We start from the raw sequence: 13,262 nt of genomic DNA, 5'->3' as shown, positions 1-13,262 counted from the left end.
GGCTCACTACGCCTAAGCGCTTGCCCGTATCGCGAGTGATTACTTGGGTTCCCAAAAAGTCAGACCGTTGCCAAATTTTGTCGGATATCATGTCCTAAACAGGGTCTAATGTTACACAGACGCGCTTTGAAGCTTAATTCCCAAGACTTGCGTATAGGCACCACGAGCTTGGGTTACCCCAATGGTACGCTCCGCAGATTCAATCATAGGTCGTCTTAGACTTACTACTATAAACTGTGCGTGCTGTGCTTGTTTCTTGATCATTTTAGCTAATCGCTCTACGTTTGCCCCATCTAGGAACATATCTACTTCATCAAAAGCATAAAAGGAAGAGGGGCGATAGCGCTGTAGGGCAAAAATAAAGCTCAACGCCGTTAGGGATTTTTCTCCCCCAGACATGGAGGCGAGGCGTTGGATGGGTTTCCCCTTGGGGTGGGCAATCAGATTTAAGCCACTATTAAAGGGGTCACTGGGATCATCAAGCTGTAGCCGTCCGTCACCATCGGACAATTCTGCAAAGATAGCCTGAAAGTTCTCATTAACTGCATCAAAGGCTTCTTGAAAGGCTTGTTGACGCAGGGTCGTGAAATTCTCAATGCGCAACAACAGTTCTGTGCGCTCTTCATCTAGGATCGTTAATTTTTTGCTCAGGTCATCTAGCCGCTCTTGGGTGCGCTCGTATTCCTCCAGGGCCAGCATATTGACTGGCTCCATGGCTTGGATCCGTTTTTGCAGCGATCGTAACTCATGCTGCAATGAGGCCAACCGTGCTACTAAATCTGGGGTATTGTCTAGATCAGGAATATCTGGTAGGGGTGTGGGCAGTTCTTCCCATTGGCTCTGGAGTTGCTCATTGATAGTAACCAAGTCCATGCGCCGGGTCTGCAAGGTTTCCTGGAGTTTTTGTTGCTCCCAAGCCAACTGTTGATAGGTAGCTTGACGCTCTCGCCACTGCCGCTCGGTGCGATCGCGCTCTTGTTTTACGGTTGCTAAAGTTTGCTCTAACTGGGCTAGCGCTGCCTGCAGTTGGCTAATCTCGCTAGTCATCGTCAGCAATTGTTGACTTAAGGCTGCTTGTTGGTTCAACCCTTGGGTCTGTTGCTGGCGAATATCCTGAATCCGTAACTGGAGTTGCTGGGCTTTTTCCTGAAGGCGCTGTTGCTGATTGTCTAAATCGCTCAGGCGTTGTTCCGACGATCGCACTGCTAATTCCCGCTCTTGCAATTCGGCTTCCTGTGCTCGCAGAGTTGTCTGAATCTGTTGCCACTGGCTATGGTTTTGGGATTGTTCTAGCTCGTTCAATTCTCGTCGCCATTGGTCAAGCTGGTGCTCGGCTTGGGGTAGATCTGTCGCTAGAACTGCTAGACGCTGCTCAGCGATAGCTAGCTCTTGGGTTGATCGTTCCCAGTGGCTGTGCAAGTGGTGCTGCTGCTGGTCAAGGTTGGCGCGATCGCGCTGATGTTGCTGGAGGTGAATCTGGGCTTCTCGCTGCTGTTGACGAGCTTCTACCAGTTGCTGCTGATGCTGCTTGAGGGCGGCTTGGGCTTGGGTAAGGTCGCGATCGCACCGCTCTAGCACCTGCTCAATTTCCTGCAACCGCTGCCTGATGGCTGATATTTCTGCCGACTCACCGGCATCCACCGTGCCGAAGTGCAACTGATAGCGGCTGTCACTGCTGCCTCCGGTTATAGCTCCGCTGGTTTCCAACAACTCCCCATCTAGGGTAACCATGCGATAGCGCCCCAGACAACGACGGGCATCCTCTAGGGTAGTGAATACGGCGGTGGATCCAAATACATGGGCAAATACGTCTTGGTAGCGACGATCGTACTCAATTAAGTTCACGGCATAGTCCACAAAGCCAGGAGCATCAATCGTAGGCCCAGGAGATCGAGCAGGAGCCAGCTTGTTGAGCGGCAAAAAGGTCGCTCGTCCTGCCCGCCGTTGCTTCAGCAGTTCAATTCCTGCTGCTGCCACACTGTCATCCTCCACTACCAAGTGTCCCAGTCGCGCTCCGGCTGCAATTTCCAAGGCAAGCTGATAGCGTGGATCTACCCGTCCCAGTTGAGCAACCAATCCACAGACTCCAGGCAATCCCAGTTGCAAAATTAGGCGAGTTGCTCCTGTTCCTTGCGACTCTTGCATCGCTTGGGCTTGGGCTTCTAGCTTGTCAAGCTTGCGCTGTTTGTCCCGTTGTTCTTGCAGCAAGCGGCTTTGGGTCTGTTGGTGCATGGCTACTGCTTGCTCCAAGTCTGCCACAATCTGCACCAGGGTCTGCACTTGCTGTTGGGCTGCTTGGTTGAGCTGGTCAGCCGCTTCGGTTTGCTGCTGCTTGGCAGCAATTTCTTCGGTTAGGCTTGCTAACATCTGCTGCTGCTCTTGGAGTTGCTGGCTGAGTTGGGTGACACGCTCCTGTAGCCTTGCCTGCTCAGCCCGTTGAGGTTCTACGGTGCTAAGGAGAGCATCAATCTGATGACGGAGTTGGGTTTGTTGCTGGATCCAAGCTTCAGAGGCGGCAGCTATGGCACTGGCTGCACCACGACTCTGGTCTAGACGATGCCGAGCACGATCGCGCTCTGTGCGTAGGTCTTCTAAACGCATGGTTTCTAGTTGCTGCTGATGCGCTAGCTCTTCTAACTGAGACAGCACGGTCTGCAAGTCTTGCTGAGTGTGGTGCAACTGCTGATCCAACTGCTGGCTACTAATGGTCAGTTCTTGCTCTTGGCGCTGGAGTTGCCGCAACTCTGCTTCGCGGGTTGCCAACGTAGCCTGAAGTGACAGTTGCTCCTCTTCCCCCATAGCCTTCACCCGGGCATTGAGTTGCTCTAAGGTTGCTCCTATCTGCTGAATCTCTGTCGCCAAGCTGGCTAATTGGACAGTTAGGTCTTGGTGGCGACGATCGTCAGCTTCAATTTGCGCTGCCAACTGCTGTTGGTTTGCTAGGGTCTGACGGTAGTGAATTACAGCTTCCCACTGAGTCTTTTCCTCTAGTTCTTGCCGCAGGTTTTGGTATTTTTGTGCCTTAATCCGATCCTGTGCTAAGCGATCGCGTTGGGCAATTAGCTCTGCCTCCACAATTCGGAATTTGTCTTCCCGCTCCTTCACAGCATCTAGCTTTTCCTTAGCTTGGCTGATTTTGCGATCAAAGGCGGCTACCCCGGCTAGTTCATCAATAATCTCTCGCCGTTCTCGTGGGTTCATGGAGATAATGCCCGTGACATCCCCCTGGAGCACCACATTGTAGCCCTCTGGATAAATTCGCAGTCGCCGTAGCTGTTCGTGTAACTCTGCTAAGGTGCAGGGTTGACCATTGAAGTAGTAGTTAGAAGTATAAGCTCCTTGTTGGGTAACCCGCAGCCGTCGGGTAACAGTCCATTCCGTAGCAGCAGTTGCTGGAGTTGTAACAGAATTGGAATGCTCTGAGCTACTCTGCCTTGACCTATTCTCTGAGCCAGAGCCATGCTGAGAAGTCTGATCGTTGACATCTCCAGTCTGCTCATCCTGCCAGTCTAAATCAGTATGTTCTATGTCAAAGGTGACACTAACACTTGTCTCAACAACTGATCGCCCTTTGGTCATTTGGGCATGGTTCACTAAATCTGGCAAACGCTCTGCCCGCATCCCCTTAGAACTCGATAGCCCCAGAGCAAACAGAACTGCATCGAGAATGTTAGACTTGCCGGAACCATTCGGGCCAGAAATTACCGTAAACCCCGGTAGCAGCGGAACCGAAGTTGTGCCGCCAAAGGACTTGAAGTTAGAAAGTTCGACGCGCTTGACGTACACAGGCTACGGATTACGGATATGGGCTACAGACAATAAGTTAGGGCCGGGGAAGTACAAAACAACTACGTACACTTTTACTATACTATGGGACTATGGGAATCTGTAAAACTCTACTGCATGTTTTCCATTTTGATCGCTAATTGATCGCTAATCTTGATGTGACTGATAGAAGCAGATTCTCAATGCCAATATTTCGTTCATCGCTAGTGCTCACAAAATGTGGCACACTACGAGTATGTAAATATTTGTTAAATCTCTAGTCACTACAATTGACGGATCCAATGACCTCTCCTGACCTGACCACCATTGCAACTCAACTAGACAGTGATAACTCCCGCGATCGCATGTTAGCGCTTGCTGCCCTTAGGGATGTAGACGCTGCGGATGCGGTTCCCCTGATCAAAAAAGTTTTGAATGATAAAAATCTGCAAGTACGTTCCATGGCAGTGTTTGCCCTAGGTTTAAAGCAAACCGATGAATGCTATCCCATTCTAGTTCGGCTGTTGGAAACGGATCCTGACTATGGAATTCGAGCGGATGCTGCGGGCGCTATGGGCTACTTGGGAGATATTCGAGCCTTTGAGCCACTCTGCCGTGCCTTCTACGAAGATACTGATTGGCTGGTGCGCTTTAGTGCTGCTGTATCCTTGGGCAATCTCAAAGACCCCCGCGCCTATAATGTGCTGATGCAAGCACTTGACAGTGATGAAGTTGTGCTGCAACAGGCCGCGATCGCAGCCTTGGGGGAAATTGGGGCCGTGGATGCCATTGATCGGCTGCTGCAATTTGCTCAGTCTGATGACTGGCTTGTGCGACAACGATTAGCCGAGGCATTGGGTCATCTTCCCAGTCCGAAGAGCATTTCAGCGCTGAACTATCTGGCAAAAGACGCTAATCCTAGTGTAGCTGAGGCAGCCTTATTTGCCCTGCAACGGTTAAAAGACCTAGGTGCAGATAATTCGGGCACCACCAATTGAGTGAATACATCTAGCTAACACATCGCTAGTCTAGAAATGGGTGCGGTGGCTGTTGGCGCGTGGGGCTTGGTTTGCTGCGCAGAACGTCATTGATAAAGCTCTTGAGGGCTTTTTCGCGATTCTTCATAAACGCCGACCAAAACCCAGGCTGAAACTCTTCAATCGTTTTTGCTAGTGCCCAGATATCGACAGACAACGAATCATACAGATTCTGATCCTGTTGCTCTAAAGCATCGAGTTTTTGGATCAGCTTGCGCTTTTGGCTAGAGGTTGGAAGCTTATACTTTTTTTCCGGCATAGTTTTTTCCAGCCCAGTAAGGAAGCAGGGTGCCTGAGCAAAGGTAACACAACCAGAATGGGACTAGCGCTGGCAATAGTCTAGCCAGAGCTGTAATTGGCTGCTGGACGCTAATACTCCTACATGATAAAACTCTGGCATACAAGAACTCTTGTACACAATCTCCTACACACAATCTGTTACCTTAGTACTTTGGCTTAGTACTTTGCTTCAGCAGCTACTTAACACTCTCTCTAAACTACTATGGTACGGCAGATTTCATTAGGCACATTGGGGCTATGGGTTGGCACGCTACTGACGATCGGCGGCTTTATTGCCTATGCTACCAATAATCCCACCCTCAATCTGGCTGGTTTTTTCTATGGCATTCCCCTGTTGTTAGGCGGTTTGGCCCTTAAAGCAGCGGAGCTAAAACCTGTGCCCTACAGTCAACCAACGACTCCAGAAGTCTTAGCCTTGCGAGATAGGCTAGCAACTACTACTCAACATCAAATCCGCAAGGATGTAACCCGCTATCGCTACGGGCAAGAAGCTCATTTAGACACCTCACTAGCTCATTTGGGTTTGAGTCCTAGTGACGAGGAGCGCCCAATCCTGCGTAGCATTCGTGAAGACGATCGTGACGGGGCCTATGCTTTGACGCTGGAGTTCGAGTCTCCCCTAATTCCACTGGAAACCTGGCAACAAAAACAAGACAAGATCACCACGTTTTTTGGGCCTGGTATCCGAGTTGAGATTACCCAGCCAACTGAAGACCGCATTGACCTTGCTCTGATCTCAGCCCCTAAGCCAGCAGAGACCCAATAGAGAGACTTTGAGAGAAAGCTAAGTAGCACTGCCTCAAGTTGTAGCAACTGTGCAATAGCAGGCCAAAGCTATGGACTAGGGATAGATGGATTGCGGAAGGTGGTTGCACTGTATAGATAGTGTTTGATACATGGTGTTTGTGACTATCCTTGAGCGTGGAGGTGGTGATAGAGGTAGTGATAAAAGCGGGCTAGACAACCATCTGATCAGCAGAGATCACTCAAGGAACTTACGACATTGGCCATGAATAGGACTCAGCCAGCTACAGCTCAGTTGCGACAGGTGCCTACAGAAAATTTGCATGGGCGGCGTTTGCTTCGGTATAGGTTGCGCCCTGATCGCCCTGTCGTTATAGGGCGAGAAACCGATTGTCACCTGCGGTTAAGTTCAACTCACTACAGTACTGTGTCTCGATACCATGCAGAGCTGCGACCGCACCGTATTCCTGCACCTATTCCAGGACAGGATGATCGAGTCGTCTGGCAAATTCAGGATTTAGATACTCAAAACGGCACCTACGTTAACGGTGAGCTGATTGCAGGCTGGCACGAGTTACGACCCGGCGATCGCATTCGCTTTAGTCGCAGTGGGCCAGAATTTGTCTTTGAGCAAGAACCTACCCCTGCTATGCCTAGTCAGTCAGATCGGGTGACCATTACCCAACTTATACCCCTATGGTCTTCCGATGCTCGCAGTAACTTAGTACACAAGGCATATCTAATACCAGGGATTATCACCGTACTGTTTGTGGTTGGCATGTTTGCTACGGTCAATCAGCCTGTACTGTTCAAACAGGCTCTAGCCGTTTATGTAACAGCAGCAGCCTACTACGTGATCTATCAACTGTGTGGCAAGCAAAAGCCGTGGTGGTTGCCCATTGGCGTTGCTGCCTGTATGGTGCTGTTGTTGCTTAGCCCAGTGTTGACAATCTTTACGTGGGTATTTCGAGAAATTTTGCCAGGGGGAGTCCCTGACAATCCCCAATCGTTAGGATTCTTGCCATTGTTAGTTCGGATGTTTTTTGGAGCCGGACTTATGGAAGAGCTGCTGAAAATATTGCCTCTAGTAGCCGTATTTTGGCTGGGGACACAGTTGCGATCGCCCTACCGAGAAGTCATTGGCCTCTGGGAACCGCTTGATGGCATCATTCTTGGCACAGCCTCTGCCGCGGGCTTCATCTTGTTTGAAACCCTAGGACAATACGTACCCATGATTGTGCAACAGGGGGGAGAACAGCAGGGAATCCAGATTCTCATCCCTAGGGTGTTGGGTTCTGTAGCGGGTCATATGGCCTATAGTGGCTACTTTGGCTACTTTGTTGGTCTAAGTGTGCAGAAACCCAGCCAACGATGGTCAGTTTTAACGGTTGGGTGTCTCAGTGCTGCTGGACTCCATGCTTTATGGAATGCTGCTGGTTTTTTCAATTCGCCGTTGTTGGCCATTGTAGGCATTCTCTCCTATGCCTGCCTAGCTGCTGCCATCCTCAAAGCTAGAAAAATCTCTACAACCCGTCAGCACAACTTTGCTACTCGGTTACGGTCTGGGGACGATCGCTAGCCATTATTCAACCACCATCACTACCTTGAAACGTGTCTTTCCAAACAAGAACCCCTGTAAGGTTATGCCTAAGACAGACAATGACTGCTCTGTGTGATAAGGTCAAGGCAAGTTTTAGGAGACACCAATGTATCGATTCCAGATCAAGGCATTCACAAATCCGGGGGAATCTATTGGGATTGTTGGTTCAACGCCAGAACTGGGATCATGGGATGTCAACCACTATGTTCCCTTGACAACAACTTCTGCACAGTATCCACTTTGGCGAACAGACTCTGGTATTAAGTTCCAGCAATCGCCCTCAGATCATGAGCATCCAATTGAGTACAAGTACATTCGTCTAGATGCCAATGGAGATGTGCAATGGGAAGCATGGGGTGCCAACCGTTGGTTACCTAGGGATTTAGGTGAACAATCCCGCTCTATTATTGTGGATGATGGTGAGTTTGGCTACATACAACCCTACCCCTACGGCTTCGATGAACACCCTACGCCACCCCAATGGTCACAGCGCGGCGATGGCTTAAAGATTGTAGTAATTGGCAGCTCTGTGGCACTAGGTCATCAAGCTTGGCTAATGCAGGGCTGGGCAACTCTGTTGGCAGAGTCTCTACACCACCGTTATGGACACAGCCTGGTGAATGTGTCGGAGTTAGGCGCTAATGTGACACGGACGATCGAGCGCTTCCCCACAGTTGTAGCACCAGAAAAACCCGATGTCGTTATTATTGCGCTGTCGTTGGGTAATGAAGGTTTAGCCTCTTGTCTTCCCCATGAGCGACGTGCCGTCCAGCGGCGATTTGAGAGTGGGTTACAGCGGCTAGTCCGCATGACACGAGAACTGGGAGCCTATCCTGTTCTAGGTGGGGTATACCCTCATGGCAACTATAACGCTGAGCAGTATTGGCTGCTGAAGGATACCCATCAACGAATGCTGACGTGGGATGTCCCCTTGTTGAACTGGTTGTCTGCCTTGGATGATGGCAATGGTCACTGGCGTAGCGGCATCTCCTTTGACCCAGCGCATCCTAATGCCATTGGTCATCGGCTCATGTATGAAGCGATCGACCTGCACATATTCCAACTGACCAGAGACGATCTGGCTGCTGCCCAGAAGCACTTCCAAGCAGAGCAGAGCATCGAGGTGTATGCAGATGATGCCGGCTTTCGCGTTATTGCCTACCCCAAGGAAAACCAATTACGAATTATCAATACCTCACCCTACACCTACAAGATTGCAGCCTATTGGCAAGAGTTGCAGCTAGCCCTACGGGATCATGCCTCCTTAGTGCCGGGTATCTATATTGCTAAAAATCCCCAGACTGGCCTCCAGCCCTGCTTGTCTGTCAATGCGCAAGGCGAAATCGAAACATTGCTTGAGATTCCTCCAGGCACAGACATTAGCTACGCCAGCACCTTCGATCTGTTCTCACCTGATAATTCCCAGGTGCTTTTCTACGATGGTCACCTGGGTATGCTGAAAGAAAACGACCAGCATCTCCGCCTGATTAATGAGTCTGACCATGAGTTCAACATTCATCCCATGTGGCAAGAGGTACGCAGTGTCTTGAAGGCTATGCCTCCTGGCGTGTATGAGGATGTCTTCCAGCCTGAGATGCCATTTCGCACCATGATGATTAGCAGCAGTGGCCTAGAAAGTCGAGTCAAGGTGCCTCCTAAGACCTCAATACTTCTCCGCTATGTCTGCAAACTGTCGGATATTAGCCGAGTGGCGATCGTGCCGCTAGGTGCTCGCTGCGCTGCCCGAATGCTGCTGTACAAGATGGAGTACGATGGCCCAGCCTATCCCTTTGACCTAACACGCACAACCAATCTGGGCGACGTGGCTGACATGATTGCCCATGGTTTTGACGATATGTGGAACCCCAGGTTTTTGCACTATAACGCAGATGAAAAGCGCATCTACCACAGCAAATGGACAGGGCTTTCCTTTGCCCATGAAGTGGAAGAGCATGAAGATCCTATCCGTGACATGAGTCCAGTTCATGCGCGGATGCGTAAGCGCTATCAAGCTCGTGCTGCTCGGTTCTGGTATACGCTAGACCATGCCGATAAGTTGTTGTTTGTGCGCAATGGCTTCTCCGATCGGGGCACCGTCATCGACTTAATGGAAAAATTAGCCAGCAAGTGCCAGGGTAAGCCCTTTAGCCTGTTGCTGTTAACACCTCAACCCTCTACGGAGTATGAAGGAATCCCTAATGTTATCCATTATGATTTGGACTTCGACCCCGATCGCATGTACAACGACTTAGGCTACTGGCTCTACTGCACAGATGTGATGCGTGGTATTCTCGACTCCCTGGGCATATCCAGTAAAAACCTGTTCTGGTGTCCCCCCAATCCTTGACCTATACTTACGGTTAGGTACATAGCCTATAGGGAGTTAGCTCCATGTCAAACAATCGGTCAGGAGGATTCATTGGCGGCTTGCTGCTAGGCACCGCGATCGGGGTAGTCACTGGACTCCTCATTGCCCCTCGCAGCGGTCGTGAAACTCGTCAGTTCTTGAGAAAATCAGCTAGTGCTCTGCCAGAGCTAGCCGAAGATTTGTCTACTACGGTGCAATTACAAGCTGATCGCCTCTCGGAGTCGGCCCTGCGGCGCTGGGACGATACCCTAGCTCGTCTCAAGGACGCGCTCGCCGTCGGCCTATCTGCTGGATTGCGCGAACACCATACCCTTACGGAAACTAATCGCGATCGTGACCGTACTAGGTAACCAGACCGTACTAGGTAACCAGATCAGATGGTGACCCATTAGCGATTAGCTAGTCATCAAGCGAGGCAACTAGTGCAATATCACTGCCAACCGATCACCCAACTACAAACACCCTCGTTGAAGCCTGACTCGTGTTGCTAGATCCATTATTTTTTCTAGGACTATCTATTCTCTTGGTTGCTGTCAGCCTCACGGCAGTCTTAGTGATTGCCTTGCCCACGATGCTAGAGTTAGCCCGTGCAGCACGCAGTGTAGAGAAACTAGCTGACACATTAATGCGGGAATTACCACCCACCCTAGAGGCCATTCGGCTAACGGGCTTAGAAATTAGTGACTTGACTGGTGATGTGAGTCAAGGCGTGCAACATGCAGGTCGAGTTGTAAAGCGCGTTGATGATGGCCTCACGACCGCTCGTAGCCAAGCCTCACGATTGCAAATTACCACGCGCAGCTTCTTGGTAGGAGCACGAGCAGCCTGGAATAGTCTGGTGCGGAGCAGATCACCTCGCCGGGCATCCCGACGATCGCGCTCTTTAACCCACCAGCATTGTCCTGTGGCAGATGCAGCCAATCCTACTCCACCGAGTCGTCAGCTACCTAAACCCGCCGAAGACAGTCATCCCGCGCCCCAGCGAACTCCATCGGTTGACTGTTAACATCAGATGACTATTAATCTGACGTGTATCTAGGCTGAATCTATGGCAAGCTGAACAATGTGACAAAATTGTAGGCAGCGTTACCATTTGAACTGTTTTATCCTGCTGTTGAGTAAGCTAAGCAAATTCTATGCAAACTCTAGACTCTCCCCCCGCTTCTACCGCTCAGTCGCCTGCGTTTGATACCATCATCCATCGCCGCAAAACTCGCCCCGTGCAGGTCGGCTCAGTAACGATCGGCGGCAACAACCCTATTGTTGTTCAATCCATGATTAACGAAGACACCTTGGATATTGATGGCTCTGTTGCTGCCATTCGCCGTCTACACGAGATTGGCTGTGAAATTGTGCGGGTAACTGTGCCTAGCCTCGCCCATGCCCATGCCATGGCAGAGATCAAAGCTAAGCTAGCAGCAACCTACCAGCCAGTGCCTCTAGTAGCTGATGTCCACCACAATGGCATGAAAATTGCGCTCGAAGTTGCCAAGCACGTTGACAAGGTACGGATTAACCCTGGATTGTACGTGTTTGAAAAGCCCAAGGCCGATCGCACCAGCTATACCCAAGCTGAGTTTGATGAGATTGGCGAGAAAATTCGCGAAACTTTAGAACCCTTAGTGGTTTTCCTACGGGATCAAGGCAAGGCAATGCGAATTGGGGTCAATCATGGCTCTCTAGCCGAGCGGATGCTGTTCACCTACGGTGATACCCCCGAAGGCATGGTGGAATCTGCCCTAGAGTTCATCCGCATCTGTGAATCCCTCGATTTCCGTAACCTGGTGATTTCCCTCAAGGCTTCTCGCACCCCAGTCATGATTGCAGCCTATCGCCTGATGGTCAAGCGCATGGATGAATTGGGAATGGACTATCCTCTGCATTTAGGCGTAACGGAAGCAGGGGATGGTGAATATGGACGCATCAAATCTACTGCTGGGATCGCTACCTTGCTGGCCGATGGCATTGGTGATACCATTCGCGTTTCCCTAACGGAACCCCCAGAAAACGAGATTCCTGTCTGCTATGGGATTCTCCAGGCCTTAGGGCTGCGAAAAACCATGGTTGAGTATGTTGCCTGTCCATCCTGTGGACGTACCCTGTTCAACCTAGAAGAAGTGTTGCACAAAGTTCGAGAGGCCACTAAACACCTGACTGGTCTTGATATTGCTGTCATGGGTTGCATTGTCAATGGCCCAGGCGAAATGGCTGACGCTGACTATGGATACGTGGGTAAAACTCCAGGGTATATTTCTCTCTATCGAGGTCGCGAGGAAATTAAGCGCGTGCCCGAAGATCAGGGCGTAGAAGAATTGATTAACTTGATCAAGGCTGATGGTCGCTGGGTTGATCCCTAATTGGTTCTTGTCAATGCCAACGAATATCTACTGACGATCGGCGAGCTTCCAATGAAAATCATCATGGGTAATATCACAGCAATTTATCGGAAAGAATTGCAAAGTTATTTTGCATCACCCCTAGCCTATGGAATTGCAGGCGTTTTTTGGCTACTCACAGGCATCTTTTTTGCCTGGATCTTACAGCGAGACATTGCCTTTGCTCAACAGGGAGTCTTTCAGGGGCAAGCCGTGGATGTACCTACCCTGGTTCTACAGGATTTCTTGGGAACTACAGGGTTCATCTCTCTGTTCATCCTCCCCATCCTGTCCATGGGGCTATATGCCGAGGAGCGTAAGCAAGGCACCTTAGAATTATTGGCAACGTCACCAATCACTAACTGGGCAGTGGCCTTAGGCAAGCTATTGGGAGTCGTCACGTTTTTTGTCACCATGCTGGTACCTGTTTACACCTATGTAACGATCGTCCTCCTCGCTTCGACTCCACCGTTTCCACCGGGTGTCATGCTGTTAGGCTATGCCTCCCTAATTTTGATGGCAGCGGCCACTCTGTCCTTGGGGATGTTTGTCTCCTCTCTTACCAGTAGCACCCTCCTAGCTGGCGTACTTAGCTTCGCTCTAGTATTTGGTCTATGGGTACTGGAAATTGTTGCCCAAGGGTTAACGGGCAGCCTTGGCGAAATTCTACGTCATTTGTCCCTGCTAAAGCACTATGCCAATCTGCTCCAGGGCATTTTGGATACCAGTAGCTTGCTGATGTTTGGCACCTACATGGTACTAGGGGTGTTTCTCACCGCCCAGTCGATCGAGGCACTCCGCTTCCAGCGGTCATAAGGAGGGTTACAACATGGACGTGGTAATCAAGTATTCCCGATTTGTGGTCTGGATTGGCCCTAGTTTAGTAGCCATGGGTGTTTCTGCTGGCGCTATCTCTGGCAGTTGGGGTGTAGTTCCCGTGGCGCTCATTGGTGTAGGCACATTTTTGACTATTTTCTACCTAGTGCTTGCTGTGATAGCTTCACCTGACTTTTGGCGACGACGCTCCACCCAAGCCAGCGCCGACGCGATCGTGGCTACCCTGTCTGTCTTGC

Annotated in this window: 11 protein-coding genes; 9 read left to right on the top strand and 2 right to left on the bottom strand. The window is 50.5% G+C overall.

Going from position 1 to position 13,262, the window contains the following annotated elements; translation table 11 throughout:
• Positions 1-111: 111 nt before the first annotated feature.
• The gene (gene smc / locus NZ772_04285; protein ID MCS6812775.1) at positions 112-3,786 is read right to left on the bottom strand and encodes a chromosome segregation protein SMC; all 3,675 of its coding nucleotides are present in this window, start codon (positions 3,784-3,786) and stop codon (positions 112-114) included.
• A gap of 281 nt (positions 3,787-4,067) precedes the next feature.
• On the opposite strand from smc, the gene NZ772_04280 reads away from it, so the two are divergent.
• The gene (locus NZ772_04280; protein ID MCS6812774.1) at positions 4,068-4,763 is read left to right on the top strand and encodes a HEAT repeat domain-containing protein; all 696 of its coding nucleotides are present in this window, start codon (positions 4,068-4,070) and stop codon (positions 4,761-4,763) included.
• 25 nt (positions 4,764-4,788) lie between these two features.
• Here NZ772_04280 and NZ772_04275 read toward each other — a convergent pair whose 3' ends face one another.
• Positions 4,789-5,061, bottom strand: coding sequence for a hypothetical protein (locus NZ772_04275; GenBank protein ID MCS6812773.1), 273 nt, complete (start codon positions 5,059-5,061; stop codon positions 4,789-4,791).
• A 243-nt stretch (positions 5,062-5,304) separates the two neighbouring features.
• Here NZ772_04275 and NZ772_04270 point away from each other — a divergent pair, with 243 nt between their 5' ends.
• From NZ772_04270 to NZ772_04235, 8 genes are all read left to right on the top strand, one after another.
• Positions 5,305-5,868: a DUF2854 domain-containing protein gene (locus NZ772_04270; GenBank protein ID MCS6812772.1), complete on the top strand. Its 564-nt coding sequence runs from the start codon at positions 5,305-5,307 to the stop codon at positions 5,866-5,868.
• A 243-nt stretch (positions 5,869-6,111) separates the two neighbouring features.
• The gene (locus NZ772_04265; GenBank protein MCS6812771.1) at positions 6,112-7,425 is read left to right on the top strand and encodes a PrsW family glutamic-type intramembrane protease; all 1,314 of its coding nucleotides are present in this window, start codon (positions 6,112-6,114) and stop codon (positions 7,423-7,425) included.
• Positions 7,426-7,552: 127 nt separating this feature from the next.
• The gene (locus NZ772_04260; GenBank protein MCS6812770.1) at positions 7,553-9,793 is read left to right on the top strand and encodes a DUF1796 family putative cysteine peptidase; all 2,241 of its coding nucleotides are present in this window, start codon (positions 7,553-7,555) and stop codon (positions 9,791-9,793) included.
• A gap of 44 nt (positions 9,794-9,837) precedes the next feature.
• Positions 9,838-10,164: a YtxH domain-containing protein gene (locus NZ772_04255; GenBank protein MCS6812769.1), complete on the top strand. Its 327-nt coding sequence runs from the start codon at positions 9,838-9,840 to the stop codon at positions 10,162-10,164.
• Between the two features lie 134 nt (positions 10,165-10,298).
• The gene (locus tag NZ772_04250; protein ID MCS6812768.1) at positions 10,299-10,820 is read left to right on the top strand and encodes a DUF948 domain-containing protein; all 522 of its coding nucleotides are present in this window, start codon (positions 10,299-10,301) and stop codon (positions 10,818-10,820) included.
• Positions 10,821-10,950: 130 nt separating this feature from the next.
• Positions 10,951-12,171, top strand: coding sequence for a (E)-4-hydroxy-3-methylbut-2-enyl-diphosphate synthase (gene ispG, locus NZ772_04245; protein MCS6812767.1), 1,221 nt, complete (start codon positions 10,951-10,953; stop codon positions 12,169-12,171).
• A gap of 51 nt (positions 12,172-12,222) precedes the next feature.
• A complete protein-coding gene (locus tag NZ772_04240; protein MCS6812766.1) occupies positions 12,223-13,005 on the top strand; it encodes an ABC transporter permease in 783 nt (260 codons plus the stop codon).
• Between the two features lie 13 nt (positions 13,006-13,018).
• A partial coding sequence (locus tag NZ772_04235) for an ABC transporter (GenBank protein MCS6812765.1) occupies positions 13,019-13,262 on the top strand: 244 nt, incomplete at its 3' end.

The sequence above is a fragment of the Cyanobacteriota bacterium genome (assembly GCA_025054735.1).
GTDB lineage: Bacteria > Cyanobacteriota > Cyanobacteriia > SKYG9 > SKYG9 > SKYG9.
This window is presented reverse-complemented; position numbering and strand designations above follow the sequence as displayed.